The sequence below is a fragment of the Chryseobacterium sp. 14P4.3.2 genome, from assembly GCF_057799275.1.
The window spans coordinates 99719-117839 of the sequence record NZ_JBYOKO010000014.1 but is presented as its reverse complement, the minus strand read 5'-3'; the positions used below and the strand labels follow the sequence as shown (position 1 = coordinate 117839).

Annotated in this window: 13 protein-coding genes and 1 tRNA gene; 5 read left to right on the top strand and 9 right to left on the bottom strand. The window is 36.3% G+C overall.

The genetic code is table 11. From position 1 onward, the window contains the following. Positions 1 to 90: 90 nt before the first annotated feature. The 5 genes from AC27VX_RS18430 to AC27VX_RS18410 form a co-directional block, all read right to left on the bottom strand. On the bottom strand, positions 91 to 1299 hold the full coding sequence (locus tag AC27VX_RS18430; RefSeq protein WP_236855015.1) for an ABC transporter permease: 1209 nt from the start codon (positions 1297 to 1299) through the stop codon (positions 91 to 93). Positions 1300 to 1391: 92 nt separating this feature from the next. Continuing rightward, a complete protein-coding gene (locus tag AC27VX_RS18425) occupies positions 1392 to 2348 on the bottom strand; it encodes an HlyD family secretion protein (protein ID WP_236859511.1) in 957 nt (318 codons plus the stop codon). Between the two features lie 11 nt (positions 2349 to 2359). Continuing rightward, complete coding sequence (locus tag AC27VX_RS18420; RefSeq protein ID WP_236855016.1) at positions 2360 to 3778, bottom strand: TolC family protein; 1419 nt, start codon at positions 3776 to 3778, stop codon at positions 2360 to 2362. A gap of 513 nt (positions 3779 to 4291) precedes the next feature. Beyond that, positions 4292 to 4780, bottom strand: coding sequence for a serine protease inhibitor ecotin (gene eco, locus AC27VX_RS18415; protein ID WP_236855017.1), 489 nt, complete (start codon positions 4778 to 4780; stop codon positions 4292 to 4294). Positions 4781 to 4933: 153 nt separating this feature from the next. Then, a complete protein-coding gene (locus AC27VX_RS18410) occupies positions 4934 to 10840 on the bottom strand; it encodes an alpha-2-macroglobulin family protein (RefSeq protein WP_488697172.1) in 5907 nt (1968 codons plus the stop codon). A gap of 18 nt (positions 10841 to 10858) precedes the next feature. On the opposite strand from AC27VX_RS18410, the gene AC27VX_RS18405 reads away from it, so the two are divergent. The 4 genes from AC27VX_RS18405 (at position 10859) to AC27VX_RS18390 (ending at position 13477) form a co-directional block, all read left to right on the top strand. After that, complete coding sequence (locus AC27VX_RS18405; protein ID WP_488697170.1) at positions 10859 to 11614, top strand: UbiA prenyltransferase family protein; 756 nt, start codon at positions 10859 to 10861, stop codon at positions 11612 to 11614. 3 nt (positions 11615 to 11617) lie between these two features. After that, complete coding sequence (gene recF / locus AC27VX_RS18400) at positions 11618 to 12697, top strand: DNA replication/repair protein RecF (RefSeq protein WP_236855021.1); 1080 nt, start codon at positions 11618 to 11620, stop codon at positions 12695 to 12697. A 214-nt stretch (positions 12698 to 12911) separates the two neighbouring features. Continuing rightward, positions 12912 to 13205 carry a hypothetical protein gene (locus AC27VX_RS18395; RefSeq protein WP_236855022.1) on the top strand — a complete coding sequence of 98 codons (294 nt, stop codon included), beginning with the start codon at positions 12912 to 12914 and terminating at the stop codon, positions 13203 to 13205. Between the two features lie 107 nt (positions 13206 to 13312). Beyond that, positions 13313 to 13477 carry a bacteriocin-like protein gene (locus AC27VX_RS18390; protein WP_410680094.1) on the top strand — a complete coding sequence of 55 codons (165 nt, stop codon included), beginning with the start codon at positions 13313 to 13315 and terminating at the stop codon, positions 13475 to 13477. A gap of 119 nt (positions 13478 to 13596) precedes the next feature. Here AC27VX_RS18390 and AC27VX_RS18385 read toward each other — a convergent pair whose 3' ends face one another. Genes AC27VX_RS18385 through AC27VX_RS18375 form a run of 3 tightly spaced genes read right to left on the bottom strand, consistent with a single transcriptional unit; the run spans position 13597 to position 17375 of the window. Beyond that, the gene (locus AC27VX_RS18385) at positions 13597 to 15627 is read right to left on the bottom strand and encodes a site-specific recombinase (RefSeq protein ID WP_236855023.1); all 2031 of its coding nucleotides are present in this window, start codon (positions 15625 to 15627) and stop codon (positions 13597 to 13599) included. Between the two features lie 13 nt (positions 15628 to 15640). Then, entirely contained in the window at positions 15641 to 16285 is a 645-nt protein-coding gene (gene mtgA, locus AC27VX_RS18380) for a monofunctional biosynthetic peptidoglycan transglycosylase (RefSeq protein WP_236855024.1), read from the bottom strand. Between the two features lie 43 nt (positions 16286 to 16328). Beyond that, positions 16329 to 17375, bottom strand: coding sequence for an ABC transporter substrate-binding protein (locus tag AC27VX_RS18375; protein WP_488697166.1), 1047 nt, complete (start codon positions 17373 to 17375; stop codon positions 16329 to 16331). Between the two features lie 59 nt (positions 17376 to 17434). Here AC27VX_RS18375 and AC27VX_RS18370 point away from each other — a divergent pair. Beyond that, positions 17435 to 17508: transfer RNA gene (locus tag AC27VX_RS18370), tRNA-Arg, on the top strand. A gap of 241 nt (positions 17509 to 17749) precedes the next feature. On the opposite strand, the gene AC27VX_RS18365 is transcribed toward AC27VX_RS18370, so the two are convergent. Continuing rightward, positions 17750 to 18019: a hypothetical protein gene (locus AC27VX_RS18365; protein WP_236855036.1), complete on the bottom strand. Its 270-nt coding sequence runs from the start codon at positions 18017 to 18019 to the stop codon at positions 17750 to 17752. Positions 18020 to 18121 lie beyond the last annotated feature (102 nt).

Genomic DNA, 18121 nt, shown 5'->3' with positions numbered 1-18121 from the left:
CCACAGAATTCTTAACCGGCTATTGAAAGCAGACCAATAACGGACTACTATAAAACTGCAGCTTCAAAAATCATCAGGGGACGGAAAAAATTATTCAGCGGTATCATGAAAAGCATCCTCAGCCGCGATCTCCTGCGGAGCAGCCTTTTTGAAAATAAACCAAAGTTTAATCTTTAAGGCAATCCAGCCTAAAATGGCATAAACTACTAAAAGAATGCTAAGATGTTTCAGGTAAGGAAAAGTGAGCTCAACAGACCCCTTTTGAATTAATAAAATTTTAAAAGCCTGCAAAAATGGAGTCAATGGAATAATATTGGCGATAAACTGAACGAAAGCAGGCATCGCACTCAAAGGCCATGTAAATCCACTGATAATGAAAGCAGGAGAAGCAATAACCATAAGAATCTGTGTAGCCTTTAATGCATCTGGAATAAGGATACTTATAAATACTCCCAAAAATGAAACTGATCCCACAAAAACAGCCGTAAGAAGTATAAAATTGAGTATTCCCTCCGGCATCGGGACCCTGAAGATCATATGCATGAAGTAATAAATTCCTACAATAAGAATAGAAAATACCCAGATTGGGATCACCTTGATAAGCATTGTTGGGAATGCCCATTTTTTCATTTTAAGATATTCTTTCACAAAGGAACCTCTTTCAAATTCTGCAGCAAAACTCACTGCCATTGCCAACAGAATAACCTGCTGTAAAACGACAGCCAGCATCGCCGGCCACATAAAGATCAGATAATTTCCCGTGGTATTGAATAGTGTAATATAATTGGCTTTGAAAGGCTCATATTGGGTAGCTGCTTTTGCCGCAGGCATTCCCGCCTTCTGTAATGCTTTTATGGAAGCTCCTGCAGAGAAAGTTCCTATGGTAAGCTGTAGCGCTTTGGATGCAAAATTGGCCGTTAGCACGTTTCCTGTATTAATATAAACATTCAGTTCAGGATACTTTTTCTGAAGCATATCTCCTTCAAATCTGGAAGGAATAATCACAACTCCGGCAGCCTCGTGCCTGATCACCTCATCTTTAATACTCAGAGGTTCCTGCAGGTATTTGATAATTTTGATACTTTTATTATCATCCAGCATTTCCGTCAATTGATTAGAGAGCGGAGTATTATCTCTGTCAATAACCAATACGGGAGTATTTTCCACTTTTCCGCTTTTGTAGACAAACCCCAGCAAGGTTGCGTAAAAGACGGGTGCCAGAAAGAACACAGTCCTTAAGGTAGAATTGCCGATAAAAAGTTTGAACTCACGTTTTAAAAGACGGAAAAATTCTTTCATCTGTATATTTTTATATTTTTAATGGACACGGAATCTAAGATCTATTCATTCTTTATCAGAGATGAAAATCATCTATCCTGCTCCATTTCATATTACTTGAGGATAACATTGGCATTTACCAGAATACTTTTGGCCTTATTCATATCTTTAGGCTTCACCTTGATCTCGTAGATAGCATCCTGTAACTGATAATCCGGGTAAGCTGTTGTAATATCAGCATACTTTGTCAGCTGTTTGATATATACTATGCTTCCCTGCAGACTTTCTTTATTGTAGACCACCTGCATATTGACCTCCTGCCCTTTCTTGTACTTTGAGATAGCACTTTCTGGGATAGTAAATCTGAAATAGGTACTTTCAGGAATATATCCATTAAACAGAGCAAAGCCGGCGGTTGCCAATTCTCCGGTATTCAGACTGATGGTTTCTATTTCCATATCATTGGTAGCAATGATGTACCTTTCGGAATAGGCTACGTTTGCTTCCTGCAAAGCTCCTTTTGCCTGAGAAGCCTGTCCTGCTGCCATTTCCACTTTTTCGAAACGCGTCCCTCTTTGCACATCATCAAGTTCTGCCACTACAGCATCATATTGTGCTTTTGCTCCCTGAAGTTTTGCATAGATCTCATCATGAGCCTGCGGAGACATCAGGCTGTCACGGAACATATTATTGGCTCTTCTGTAAGATTTCTGAGCAAATTCATACTGTTCTTTCAATCCTTTATATTTAGCCTGCAGCTGTTTCATCTGATCTGCTGTTGCCCCGTTTTTGGCCATTTGTTCCTGTGCCGTTGCCGCACTTACAGCCCCCTGAGCCTGTGCTATTTTTGCAGAAACCTCCGGTACATCAAGTTGTGCCAGGGTATCTCCTTTTTTCACAGTCTGACCTTCGGAAACGTATATTTTTAAAATTCTGCCGGTAACTTTAGGAGCAAAAGAGATCACTTCTTTTTTTGTTTTCCCTTCAGGTTCTGTGTATTTTTCATTTTTTTTGTCACAGCTTCCCAGCACAAACAGAGCAGCAAAGAGTATAGATATATTTTTATGCATCATTTTAATTTTTAAGGGATTAAATAAAGTTTGGTAATATCCAGTTCCTGGGTAGACCTCATCAGCTCTATTCCCGCTCTTCTCTGGTTAAAAATCGCATTCTGATATTCCAGTTCAACGGCTTCCAGATCATTTTCGGCATCAATAAGCTGTGACGATTTGCTCATTCCGTATCTGAATTCTTTTTCAGCCTGTACCAAAGCGCTTTTTGCAAGCTCTTTTTCTTTGGCTTTCAAAGTAATCTGAGCAGAAGCAATGTCATAATTGGTTTGATTGTTAGCCAGATTCAGCGTAAGTTTTTTTAATGCATCTTCTTTCTGGTTCTGCAATACTTCTTTTCCGACTTTAGCGGTTTCTTCCGCATGTTTCCCTTCTTTTCCGTCAAAAAGTTCCCATTTGAATCCAACTCCTGCAGTGACAAATGGGAATACGTTGATATTATTGGGTCTCCAGTCCAGTTTCTTACCTTCATATCCAAGTAATGGCACTGCCGGGACTACATTTTCAGAACTCTTGATACGGTTTCCATAAAGTCCGATATAATAAGCGGAAGCCATCAGCTGTACTTTGGGGATTATCCATGTTCTTTCAGCTTTGATTTTATAATCAGCAGCGGTAATCCCATGTTCAAGGGCGCGGATTTCGGCTCTCTGCTCTATTCCTTTTTCGGAAGACAGCAATTCTACAGGGGATAATACAGGATCAATCATTCTGAGACGCTCTCTGTTGATGCCTGTTAAAATATACAGCTGGGTAAGAAGCAGTTCTTTTTTCCCTTCGTATTCTACTACCTTAGCGTTTAAAGTAGCCTGAGCCAATTCAATTTTCTTGTGATCATAAGGCGTGATCAAGCCATAGCCTAAAGCTTTATCGGCAGTCTTTCTGTTGATATCAAGTCTTTTTGTACTTTCATCCAGCACTTTTTTAGATTGATGAATCAATGCCAGCTGATCATAAGCTTTGGAAATAGCAGCAACAACTTCGTCTTTTGTTTTCTCCAGAAGAATATCTTCAGACTTCTTTTTTTCCTCAATGGCTTTCTTCAGATATTTAACCTTTCCTCCGGAGTACAGAAGCATTTTGGCATCTGCTTTTGCAATACCTGAAAATCCGGATACATTGAAGTTATTGTTAAAAGCACCTTCGGGAATATTGATAAAAGGGGCAAGGTTAATTTCCGGTGATGTAAGTCTTGCCGTCCCGTTAAGATAACCGGCTTTTCCGCTCAGTTCTAAGGTAGGAAGAAAAATATCTTTCAGTTTATGTTCGTCAAGATCGGTAAGTTTATTTTGAGTAATCTGCATTTTGAGATTCGAATCCCGAATCATAGCACTATCCAAAAGCTCCTTAAAACCGGGAGCTGACTGTGCCCAGCCAAAAGCAGGTAAAGCAAAAAAACTAAACGTAAAAATCAATAAATTGTTTTTCATGGTTTATGTTTATAACAAATATAATGCAAAAAATCTTTAAATCCTTAAAGATAATTCTACAAAGCAGTGAATTTAAATTTAGTTTAAAATGTGTTTAAGTATAATCTACTTTAAAATCAAGTTTTAACAAAACTGTTTAAATGTCAATTAAAAATTAAAAAACTTAAAAAAAATATATAACTCTACTTTATTGACTTACTTTTTCAAGTGTTTTTTATCGGAATACAAGGCGATATAAGAGTTTTTATCTAAAAAAAACAAACTATAGTACTTGCTGTTTTCTTCCGATACCCAGTTCCGATCTCTTAGAAAAAAAAGACAAAAACTTCATATTTTTATAATATGATAGAATATAAAGATCCCTTCTGAATGATAAAAATCACCCTCAATAATGAGTGCAGTTTTGCCTTCCTGCTAAAGATATTAAAACCTTAATTGACTTTAAACGCCTGCTTATAAGCAAAAACTCCCCACATTTCACTGTGAGGAGTTTTCTGCTTATAATAAGTAAGCTTATTTTTGAACGGCCTTTTTCATTGTGTTATCAGGTCTTAAAATTCTGTAACGCACTTCAATGTCTTTCGGCACATAAAATACCAATGGCAGTTTGCTGTTGTATCTTACAATTTCAGGTTTTAGGGTAACAAACTTTTTAGTCAGCTTCTTATCAAGGCAGCCCATTAGTGTTCCTGCTGTTTCACCTTTAGATTCTACTTCATAATAGTTATACCCCCATCCCTGAAGATCCTGGCTTTTCATTTCTCCCATTAAGAAGTAATTGTTACAATCCAGCATTTTTTCAGCACCCACAAAAAGTTCAACCTTCAAATCGTTTTCATTTTTTGCAATGGGAAGCTGAATATATACTTGTTTGTAGCCATCCTTTGCTTTTGGGAACATTTCAATCTGCAGTTTTTCAAACTTTTCAGCTTTCTTTTGAGCGAAAGCATTTACACCGGCCAACAATATCAATCCTGTCATTAATGTTTTTGAAAATTTCATCTTTTAATAATTTTTTTAATTTGTATTATCTTAATTCCAAAAACCATTCCAAAATTAAACAATTGTTTGGTTTTTTTTCATTTAATTATATTTTTACTTGAAATCTTTAAACAAAAACTGTAGTAAAATCACTACAGTTTTTATGCTTATCAGTTATTCTGAGACGGTTACATTATTCCCTTTTGTATGGGCATTCATCTGCGGTGCATAGTAATTCTGCATAGTAGTAATCCCGTTGGAGAATTTACCGGATGCATTGGCAACCACATCATATTCAAAAACGTATTTTCCTTTCGGCATATATTGGATATAGAAATTGGTAGATGCATCTTTGGCAGACTGGTAATATCCCAGATTATTCTTCCATTGGTATCCTGACAATGTATCCAGAGGCTCAAATCCTGCTGCACGCATATCTTTAATATGAAGAAATTCCATAGCTCGGTCTGTATTCAGAATCATTCTTACCGTTACTTTGTCACCCACTTTCAATGGTGTTTCAGTTGAGATTTTCTGAAGTTCTTCTCCGTTGGCAGTTTTCACTTTTTTGTAAAGCTCTTTGGTTACGGAAATGTAATTTTCAGAAGATTTTATTTTATCTAAATCCTCATAATACTGCCAGAACAGCCCTCCCTGAACAATTCCGGGACCTGGTTTTGTTACGGTAACAGTTGCCAGATTTTTGTCTACAGTATCTGTTTTCACTGTTGATTTCACATATCCCGTAGCCTGAGTCTGAGCAGCGAGTTCTTTGCCACCCCAAACAATTGTTGCTTTATCACTTTCTGTTCCCGTCCATGATTTTCCTGAATTTAATAGTGTAAAGATCACTTCGGCAGTTCCTCTTGAGCTTCCCCATGAATTGACTTCTTTCTGAGTGACCAGCCAGATCTTCATATCTTCAATGAATTTCTGATCATTAGCTTTAAGGGTATTAAAAGCTTCTAATGCTCCTGCATGGTTCACTATTTTAGAGCCAAACCAGCCCCAATCATTAAGGTTTTGCTTCCAATAGACCCCCTGTGTTTTTGTATCTGTAGAAGTCTCTTTAAGATAGGTCATCAATTTATCAGATACTGCTTTCAGCCCATAGTCATTCATTAATAATGCAGCACGGTGCAGCCCAAAGAAGGTGAAATCTGTGATTTTTGCGGTTTGTGCTTTCTGTTTTATCAGAGTTTTAAGTGTCGCTCCTTTTCCTTTTAAAGGATATTGTTTTTCCCAATAGTTTCGGGTATTAAGATAATCCAGTGTCCAGTTATTCCAGACATTTATTTTCTTCATATCGGCATATTTGCTGATCTCGTTATCTACATACTGGATCAGTTTTGCAACCATATTTTTCTGATCATCACTTTGATAATCTTTTACATTATCTTTTAACCACACATTGATTTTACCCAGATTTTTAAGGATATACAATGATGTCCCGTAAGAACTTGGATAACCCGCATACCACGAGAATCCACCGTCAGGATTCTGCAATTTCTTCAAGTCGTCCCAATCCTGATTAATAGAATTTCTCATCGTATTGGTATCAAACAGCATTGCCAGTTTCTGCATCTGCTCTCCTTCATTTTTACTTTCCAATACCCAAGGTGTTTCTTCTAATAACAATTGCTTAAGCTCCTGATTTTTTTCAAGGCTTGAATTTAATAATCCTTTGTTTTGATATTCTTCGAAAATCGTTTTCATTTTCGGATTGGCCTTAAATATTTCAGAAGCCAGCACATCCGCAAACCATTTGTTGAAGATAACATCGGCAGAATTATTCTGGTCGTTTTTCAAACTTGGAAGCGCAAACATTACTTCCCAGATTGGGTTGGTAGTCAGCTCCAGTGTATTGGAAACATTAGAAACCGTAGCAGATGTATGATCTTTAAGATGATCCAGTACGAATGTTTTCGTTTCTCCTTCTTTTACAAAAACCGGAACAGCATCTGTTACCAGCATTCTGTTTGGCAATACAGCAACAGCCTGTTGTTCACCATCTGAATAAGCTCCGGCTTTTGCCACTACTTTTAAAATGATAGAGGAAATATTATTGGGAACTTTTAACTTCCATGTTAATGCTCCGTTTTCAGTTTCACTTAAATTAAAGTTTTGCATTCCTGACGTTACACCAAATTTTGAAGAGATATTCTCATTGGTAAAAGCATCGAGGATTTGTAATTCTGCGGAACCGTTGAGTTTCTTATCCGTAAGGTTGGATAATTTGGACTGTAAATTCAGTTCATCTCCTTCTCTTAAAAATCGGGGATAATTTGGTGTTACAGAAAATTCTTTCTGGGTTATCACTTCTTTCTCCAAAGTTGCAGCTCTGGCATCTGCGGTATGAGCAAGGAACATTAGTTTCCATTTTGTGAGCGCTTCAGGGGATGTGAATTCAAAGTTTACGTTTCCTTCTACATCGGTTTTCAGATCCGGATAGAAGAATGCGGTTTCGTTCAGGTTTTTACGAACAGCTACTTTTTCCAGGTTTTCTCCAGAAGATCCTGGTGGAGGAGGAGTTTCTACTTTAGGAGCTTTTACAGCTTCAGGAACAACATTCTGCATCACCTCTATTTTATCTTCTGCCACGATACCATTTGTCACCATCATACTCTTTCTTGCCATTGCAACTGGTGGAGCCGGTGAATAACTTGATCTTTTTGTTCCTCCTACTACTACGCCAGCTGCATTTCCACGATAAAATGTAAATGTATTATCTCCATCAAACCAATTGAAAGAAGGAATCTCTACAGAATTTCCGCTGAAATAGTCAAGACTTTGCTGATACCCCCTCTCTTCGAGATAGTTTTGAATATCATATGACACTATTCTTCTAACAGGAGTATACAGCCTATTCCATCTGTAGTTATTTACGGCAAACTTATCCAGAGACATATCGTACATATTGGCAAGCACCTCGGCATTGATTTTCTCTTTATCGTTTCCGGTTACTTTTACGCTCCATTTCTCCTTTACATTAGGCTCAAGCTTGTCCCTGAAGGTGACCGTTTCAATTTTTAAAGGACGTTCTGTATCTTTTATTTTTAAACTTACCGTCTGGGTATTGACATCGTTGAATGCTACGATCTGAAACTGAAGATTCAGTTCGGATACATTTTTATCTTTGGGAATATCAATGGTATATTCCAGAATTCCTTTTTTCAGTGGATGGACTTCTGCAGTTGTTTTTCCCGATCCGTCCTGTACAAAAACATTGACCAGACCGTCAGGAATTGCAGAAAACACATATATTTTGGCCTTCTCTCCTCTTGAAAGTTCATCTTTAGGAGCAATAACGGTAAGGAATGTTTTCTGAGCAGGTTTTAAAGCTCCTTTATCCCAGACACTGAAATACTGGGAAGTTTTTATGGTATCTTTTCCTTCCATATTAAACAGCTCAAGCTGATAATCTCCTGCTTCTAATTTCCCAAGATCCAGGTTATTATCTGCTGATGGCTGCTGCTGTTTTTCAACAAGTATTTTTTCTGTTTTCCAGTTTTTGACCTCATCATTTTTGTCAAACAGATCGTGTGGAAATTTACTTATAAATTCTTCCTTTGAATATTTCGGAAGATCCTGAACCTCTGATTTGAAATTACTACGGAAAATTCTATCCGGCGCTGAAAGTTTTGACAGCTTCACCTGATAAGATTTTTGAAGATTCTGCTCATTGTAGTTTTTGGTTTCAACTTTCAGTTTAAGATTTTCATCAGTGAATACTTCATTCACATCATCTGCTTTTATGTAATGAGAAATAGAAGCCACCTTCAGTTGTGTATTGGCAGAGTGGGTTTCGCCATTAATATCTGTAAGGGAAGCATTAATCTCATAATTATCAATCTGGATTCCTTCTAATTTTTCATCTTTTTTAAGATCCAGCCGAATTGTGAATTCTCCTTTCTCATCGGTTTTAGCCTCTCCCAGAATTGAATTTTCATTTCCGGAATCCTGTGGATATCCTCTGAAGTACATCCATCTTATATTCCGTTTCTTAATTTCATAGTTTACGGTGGTATTGCTTAAGGCTACTCCAGAAAACATTTTAGCCTTTCCTTTAAGCTCTATGGTCTGTCCATACTTATATTCATCTTTTACAGGATCAAACGTCACTTCAAATTTTGGTCTTTTATACTCTTCTACTCTGACATCCTTATATCCACGCGGTTCTCCTACTGTTCTAAGGAAAAAAACACCGTTCAGCTTCCCTTTTGGTAGAATGAAACTGCCATGATAAGAACCAAATGCGTTGGTTGTAAAATCCTGCGAAGATACCTCCTGGTTATTGCCATCATATAAAGCTATTTTTTGCTTCAGTCCGGAAATCACAGATTCTGTTTCCTTTTCAATTTTAGTATTGATTACCTTAAAGTATAGTGTTTGTCCCGGACGATAGATCGCTCTGTCCGTAAAAATCTGTGCAGCAGTTCGGGTTTGTTTATTGGGATTATAATTTTCATCATAGGTTCCGTTGCCATATACCTGCATGATTTGGAAATCATTAGTATCAGGCTGCTGAATCAGAAAAGATCTGTAGTATTCTTTGTTTGCAGTGGCAGGAAACTTAAAACTTCCTTTTTCATCAGTTTTACCCTCTATTTTATTTAAGGTTTTATCGGAGACAAATTCATAAAAGGTAAGCTTTTCATTTGCAAGCGGTTTTCCGTTGTTACTGTTGACCAGTTTCAATTCATTTGAAAGTGTATTTCTATCAGTTTTTGACTGATAAATAATACGGTTTCCGGAAACTAAAAAGTAAAAATTATTGGGTGCCTCGCCATTCTTTGGACCTTCTCCTCCTACTGTATATTCCACGATATAGATTCCGGACGGAAGAGGTTTTATCTCCAGTGACGTTTTGTGAAGCTGGTAGTCTCTAGGATCAGAAAGCTGATAGGTTTCTTTTCTTATCAGATTCTTTTTCACTTTTCCAAAAGTATTGTCATAAGAATTCTGCACATACTGCATCAGCGAAACAAAATTGTCTTTCACTTCATAAATATTCAAAGTAAATGAAGAAACGTTTTTATATTCTGCCACAAAATGAACCGGCAGGTTATTCTGTGTCTGAGATTCATATTTAAAGTTCAGTACCGGGTTGATAATTTCCCTTTCTTTATTTTTAATATTTCCTATGTAGGAAGATTTCGGGTACTGGCTTTTTGCCTGGGCAGCAACAGCAAGTGCTTCTTTAGCCTTATTTTTTATAAGAAGCTCATCCATAATATCTTCTGTTATGATTACTTTATAATCTCCCTCTTCACTGGATTTCAGAAGATTCTGAAGCTGTTCAACCTTATCCTTACAGTTGTTCACCTCACAGTTGCTAACGATCTTCTCCTTCATGAAGTACAACTTAGGGTTCCCGCTATTTTGGGCAATCAGTTCATCATAAATAGTATTGATTTTGGTCCTGTTTTCTGCAGTTTCATTTTTTGTAAAGAGAAAGCCTGATTCTAAAAATTTTATTTTCTGAATAGAATACCAGTCGAATACCGTTGGAAAATAAGCGACATCTTTATCTTCAGAGAAAACTCCTTTATATTTTGCCAGGGAAATCTTTCTCATTTCCTGTTTCTGTGCATCAAGTTCCTGATAAGCTTTAGCCAGATAGTTTTTAAAATCAAGCTGAGTCCAGGTTTCAATCTGTGAGGCATCCTGAGAATTGATATTGGTTCTACCGTTTATCCTCCACAAATTCTGATTGTAATAATCCACCAGGAAATTACTCAGTAATACCTGGTATACCAACCTGTCATCTCCTTTCAGCTTTGCTTCAGTGTCTTTCAGCTTTTTGAAAAATTTTGATACAGAATTATTCTGATCATCATCCGCTGTCTGATTGACAATATTGAATTCTACTTTCAGGGATCGAATGAGCTGAAGTGCATTATTTTCTTTCATAGCTTGGTTTTGTATGGCTAGAATAATGGGAAGATTGAATTTATAAGCTCCCTTCGTCTGGTTTTCATTGATTTTTTTCCACTGGTCATCATAATATTTCTGTGCGAGGACCGTTGAAAAGCTAAGCATTATAAGCAAAAGCATAAAAATCTTGGAAAATATTTTCATATATATTATTTTTGATAAATGAACATCTTAAAAATACTCAAAAAATCGGTCATAGACAGTCAAATTTATGTCTCTTTAATGGGAACTCTTTTTGCAGTATTTTTTATGGAAGAGCAAAACACATTCCGTTTCCCCAGTGTTCTGCTTATTTTCATTACTTATTTCAGTGGTTATCTTTATACTAAATATCAATATACCCGGCATTTTTTCAAAATACTGACTTTAAATGCTATAGCAGGGATCTTCTGTGCTTTTCTGATCATCCATAATCACAATGAGATCAGACTTTTGAAATGGTTTATTATTGTGGTACTGGGACTTCTTTACAACAGTTTCTTTCTGGATATTTATATCAGGAAAATTCCTTTGCTGAAGGTTTTTTATGTAGGACTGGTCTGGGCATTGGTCAACTGCTGGCTTACCCTTCCGGAATTCAGTATTCCTATATTTCTGATCAGCTTTTTCTTTATCACGGCACTTGTTCTTCCTTTTGATATCCGGGATATGAAAAGTGATACTGTAAAGACATTTCCGATGTTTATTGGCGTACAGAACACAAAATATGTTGCTTATGCACTTATTTTCATGAGCAGTCTGATCAGCATTTTTTATCTCAAACCTATATATGCGTTTTCATTTTTTTTGGCTTCCATTATGAGTTATATTTTTATTTATTTCGCTGAAAATAAAAGAGATGACGCTTACTTTTCATTTGGAGTAGAAACTTGTTCTGCACTTCCTTTTTTATTTTTACTAATAATGGAGTATTTTTGACGAATGATTATCAAGAAGCTCTCCCTTTACAATTTCAAAAACCATTCAGAAAAGAAATTTGAATTTTCCCCCCAGATCAACTGTTTCGTAGGTAATAATGGGGTGGGAAAAACCAATATTCTGGATGCTCTGCATTATTTATCTGTAGGGAAAAGTTTTTTGGGTAACACTGATATCAACAACATCAAAAGTGAAGAAGATTTTTTCTCTCTTGATGCTGAAATTCAGAATGAAGACAGTGAAGACATCATCAGAATCACCCAGCCGAAGGAAGCCAAAAAGGTAATCAAAAAGAATGACAAAAGCTATGACAGACTTGCTGATCATATCGGTTACCTGCCAAGCGTCATGATTTCTCCTTATGATTCAAATCTTATTTCGGATTCCGGGGAAAGCAGGCGTAAGTTTCTGGATGCTATGATCTCTCAGACGGATTCCGAATATCTTTTTGATCTTATTCAGTATCAGAAAACCATTCAGCAACGAAATGCCTTACTAAAATATTTTGCTAAAAACAGAAACTGGGACAGGGATTCGCTGGATATTTATGATGAACCTATCACACGTTTTGGAACTAAAATATACAAGAAAAGAAAAGAATTTGTAGAGCAGCTTAACCCCATTGTTCAGAATTTTTATCAGATTATTTCGGGGGGCAAAGAGACTGTAGCTGTTATTTATGAATCTCATTTGTTTGAAAATACATTTGCGGAACTTTTAAGAGAAAGCATTGAAAAAGACCGTATGCTTACTTATACCTCCAAAGGAATTCATAAAGATGATCTACTTTTTGAGATGGATCATGTTCTGATCAAAAAAATAGGTTCACAGGGACAGCAGAAATCCTTTCTTATTTCTTTAAAACTGGCTCAGATGAGCCTTGTAAAAGAGCTTACCAAAAAAACTCCTATTCTTTTATTAGATGATATTTTTGATAAACTTGATGACACCCGCGTATCACAGCTGATCGAACTGGTGAACAAGGAAAGTTTCGGGCAGATATTCATTACAGATACGCATAGAGAACGTACAGAAAGTGTGGTAAAGAAAATCAATGAAGAAAGTATTATTTTTGAGATATGAATTGGATACAAGCTTCGGAAAACGACATTAAAACATTGATTTTAAGACACTTAATTTCTAATTCATGGAATAAATGGGATATCAGACTAACATAGTGAGGTAAAATCAATTTATATAAAAATTGGGTATAAGAAAATTGGAATATAAATAAATAATTTACATTTTTGCACTCCTTTTCAAATCACACAAAACCCAGAACCCACGCAACACAATTATGAAGAAGAAAAAACGTGAATATCAATCCTCCGAACTGGTAAAGTCTTTTGCCAGAATCCACGGATTTGAGGATAAGCTTGTTGCCTTTGAAATCAAAGACTTCCTTGAAGATTATCTGGATGAGAGTTTATTTAACGAAATCAGAAGTGTCAATCTTGAAAAGGGATGTATTATTATTAAAATTAACTCTCCATTACTGAAACATGACTTTACAATGCGTAAGAGTTTCTATCTGAAGAAGTTTCAGGATAAGTTTGGAGATGATAAATTCCGCGACATTCAAATATTATAGAGTTCTCTCTGTTTATCTATGTTACAAATGATTATTTATGAAAAAAAAACACATTATATCCAGTAAAAGTGATATATTTAAGACTCATAAAATAAACTATTTTTAACATGAAAAAAGTACTTACATCAAAAAAATTATCGAGAAAAAACATGAAGGCAATACAAGGTGCGGGACAGATGGTATGCTGTCTTGTGAGCTGTGGGGACCCTGGCCAATGTATCTTTTGGGAACAATTACCTGCAGAATGCCCGGAATTTCCTTATTGCATGTAAAAGATTATAAGCAGCCGGGTTCAAATAAAATGATATTTTAAATTATCTATAGCTGTCTTTGAAAAATAAAAAATGCTCCCGAAAGGAGCATTTTTGCTTCTATATGATAAGTAACACTCTTAATGCTCTTCAGATTTATTAGACATTCTGCTGCTCATCAGATCATCCGCTTTTTTATCCAGTCCGGAACTTAGCGGTATGAAGAACTTCAAAGGGTGTTTTATAAAATACCTGAAAATCTCTTTATAGATTTCACTTACCTGCCCGAAATTCATTTTTCTAGATCTGAATGCCAGAAACATTGACAGACTGAAACTAATCAGGAAGTTAAAGAATCCAATCAGAAATACAGTTACAAAGGAGATCCAGAAAGTATAGGAATCTACTGAAAAGTCTTTTCCGTAAAGCCCCAATGCAAAGTTTCCTGCGGCAAAAGTAATGTGTCTGATATCGAGATCAAGCCCAAAGAACATTCCTACCGGAGCGGTAGCCCCCAGAAAAACTCCAAACCAGAAATTGGAAACGATTCCCGGCCAGTTTTTAGCATAATATTTTGATAATCCTTTGGCAAACTTTTTTCCAAAGAAATTTCTGATCGAAAGGTTTTTGGCAATTCTTTCCGGAATCTGGTAGAACACGGAATTATTCCCGATGTTTCCGGAAATAATCCCGGAAATAAACAGATAGAAACCAGCGATACTGGCATGCAAAATAGCTTTGGATTTAAAAGGGTCAAGATCTTTTAATAATTTATCAGACCGCTCAACGGCCAGGTTCTGAGAGAAAAACACATCCAGTCCATAGATAATAGCAAGTGCGATGGGAAAGGCAAGCAATACATTTCCCACAAATGCAATAAACTGACTTCTGAATAATTTTGATACCAGATGGGCAAATTCAGTATTGTTTCTTTGGCCATTTCCTTCTTCAGAAAGCACCTTAGTCATGGTAGCAGCCGTCATTGCCGGCTGTTTTGTGGCCAATGTGAATCCCATAAGGTAAATCATGACAAATCCCATTGCATAGTTCATTGAGTACAAAAATGCGTGTGAAAAGTCACTTCCCGGAATATATCCGTACAGCATTTTCAGTACGCAGAGTGCCCCTACAATAATCCCACCACCACTTGCTTTGTAAAACATAGTCATATATTCCTTTCTGGTGGAGGTAATATAATGGGTGCCAGCTTCTGCGGTATGATTGGTAATAAGATGAGAAATCAGCCTCGTACTATCGTTGATAAGGTCTGCAATATTATTTTTATGAGATTTATAATTCAGAATATTAAAGACCAACTGCTTGGATTTAACAAGAACATCTTCATCATTATCAATGACCAGGAGCTGTACAATATCAAAAATTCTTTCGGTCTGCTGGCGGATCTTCAGCAACGATTGGTTAATCTTTCCTGAAATACCATATTTAGCTGAGTTTTTAAAAGCAATATTAACAAACTCAAGGCACTGCTCGGTATAGATTTTAATCTGTTTATAACGGCTGTCTTTGGAATGCAGCTGTACATCAGGATCTTTTACAAGGTCATCAGCTAATGTTTCCAGCTCATTTTGCAATGCCAGAAAAGGATTATCAAGATTCCTGTATTGGGGAGCCATTCTCACAACTTCCACTTCCATTGCCATACCCGTAACCCTCCAGGAAAGGATATTCATAGAGAAAATAAGCTCCTTTTTCACATTGGGCCTGATAATAAAATCTGAGGCACCCAGGATATTCAGAAACTCATTTATTTCATTCTCCGGAAGATTATGTAAATATTTTAAATCCTTCTTTGGCCTCATGCTGACATTATCAATCATGTACCATATCGTCTTCTCATTCTCTACAGGAGGAAGAACTTTGTTCAGGATTCTCTTTTTAAGTTCCGGAAAGAAGGCATTTTCCGAAAGAATATTAGCTTCCGTTAAAGAAAGATTAAAAGGTCTTCCTTTAAAAATATTGTGAATATAATGCTTAAAGTTTTCAGCAAAATTCGGATTACTTCTGAGAAAATTGAGTACATCTGTAAAGTCTGCCTTTTTGATGCTTTCTAAAAACTCGGCAAACGGTTCTAAAGAAAGAGTTTCGTTCTTAAAAGAAAAGTATTTTTTAAGAACTGACTCAAAATTTGTGCTGGAATTAAAGAATTTCATTAGTACAAAGATACTATTTCAAACTCACATTCCTCATCTGTCTCATAATCCAATTGTGCTTCTTTCTCAGATAAGGGGAAGGATTTTTGGGATCATACTTCTTAGGATTGGGCAATACAGCGGCAATCCAGGCTGCATCTGAAGCACTTAGCTCTTTAGATGATTTTCCAAAATAATATTGGGCTGCCGCTTCTACACCGAATACGCCCTGCCCCATTTCAATGGAATTCAAGTATCTTTCAAGGATAACATCTTTACCCCATACTTTTTCGATAATAAAGGTATAGACCGCTTCCAATCCTTTTCTTACCCAGCTTCTTCCCTGCCATAGAAAGACATTCTTTGCAGTTTGCTGTGAAATGGTGCTTCCTCCTCTGACTTTTTTTCCTTTCTCATTATATTTCATGGCTTTTTCAATGGCTGTATAATCGAAACCGTCATGATCAAAGAACTTCTGATCTTCAGAGGCTATTACTGCTTTTTTCACATTATTTCCCATTTCATCGTAGGAAATATAATCTCTGTGCAGTTTTCCGTATTCAAAAAGCCCTCCTATCTGGGTAATGGTAATGGGTGGATTAAAAAATCTACCCCAGATAATAAAAACTACATTCAGAACAAGAATGATAAAGATAAGCTGTTTAATTTTTTTCCACATAACTTTATAAAAAGGAAAGGCAAAAATAAGCAAATAGTCCGAGTTACTGCAACTCTTTCATATAGGTAAGCTGATATTCAGGCAAAAGCTCGGGGTGAAAGATCTTTATGTAATCTTTAAGGATCAAATCAGCCCTTACCACTCCACTTTCAAAGAAGTCATTAGCTTTCAGTTTTTCTCTTCCTGCAATGGTATATATTTTCCCTTTATTGAAAACATCCAGCTTTCCATAGAAAGGGTTCATTCCCAGCATTTCTTTTTTAGAGGTATGGCTTCCGGCATTCACCCAGTACTGAACACCACCAGCTTTTGCATACACTTCTTCAAAACTCATTGTCAGTGCTTTTTCATCCTTATTGTCTTTCATGATGTAATTCGCATTGGCATCTGAAATATAATGGGCTACAGAGGTATTTCCTCCTGGAAGATACCAAACATCACCATACATTTCGTTAGCCAATACAACCGGTCTGTCTTTTGCGGTTGAAGCTAATTTTTTCAGATCATTATAATTTTTTTCAACTTCCTGATATTTAGCTTCAGATTCTTTTTCTTTCCCTAAAAATTCACCAAAAAGTTTTATGTAAGCCGTTTTTTCCATTGGCTTCTGCTCCATATACTCATCCAGGAATACGACCTGAATCCCGTTATTCTTCAACAGCTGGTAAGTATTCTCAAAGCTTGCAATATAATTGGTAAAGATAGCATCCGGTTTCATAGAAATTATTTTTTCTACATCATACTTCTGGTCACTTCCTACATTCTCAATTTTTCCTTCTTTCAGAAGATTCTGAATTTTATCCGAATACATATATTCCGGACTTGACACTCCTATGATCAGATTTTCGGCTCCAAGTTCAGAAATATATCCTGCCATACTTGCATTCAAAAGAATTATTTTTCTGAATGGCGTCTGATTTTTTTCGAAATTATAGGTGAAATTTCCCGATTTTAGCTCGAGAACTCCATCATGTTCCTTAAACTGGGTACGACTTGATATGTTAGTCCAATCTGAGGACGAAATTTTTGGTTCTCTTTTACAGGCAATTAGCAAAAATACCGTGAATAAAAGTAAAATTTTCTGTTTCATCTTCCAAAGAACGGAAAAAAGTGGTATATTTGCAACCGTTAAACAACAAGATAACACAAGGCCTCGTGGCGCAACTGAATAGCGCATCTGATTACGGCTCAGAAGGTTACAGGTTTGAATCCTGTCGAGGTCACAAATAGTCAAATGACGCCAACTGAAGACAGTTGGCGTCATTTGACTATAATCTTTTTGAGATTATTCAATTTTTCAAAGTCTTTCTACAGCAATTCTAATTTCTTTGAATAATGTTTACTTTTCTCCAGAACCTCACTCCACATCAGATAAGCCATTTTCAAAGTAATTCAGTATTGAAAACAAGATTGGATTTTAGTTTTTGATCAATGTGTCGTTATTAGGTACGTATAGGATTTTTTTTATTTTACCTCATCTTCAAATTCTAAAAAATCTTCATGAAGACCTTGGATCATCTGTCCTGTGGATTCAAAATTTTCATCGATCTTCATCAGTATCCAGCTTACTTTATCTCGTTCAGCTTCCTGGGTTCCTTCATCTAACAGTCCAACGACATTGTAAATAATACCTTTAGGGTAAGACGTTAGAAAACTTAATAATTCTTCCTCTCCAACGATGTCTTTTAACGTATTATATTTTTCCTCTACTTCATCATCAAAGTCAGTGGCCATTGCGATATTGTCGTCTGCAGATTTTGCGATGTTGAATAGAGACCTAAGTATGAGAAATCTAGCAAAAACTGTGGTATCCCTTCTGTGACTTTGCTGAAGGCC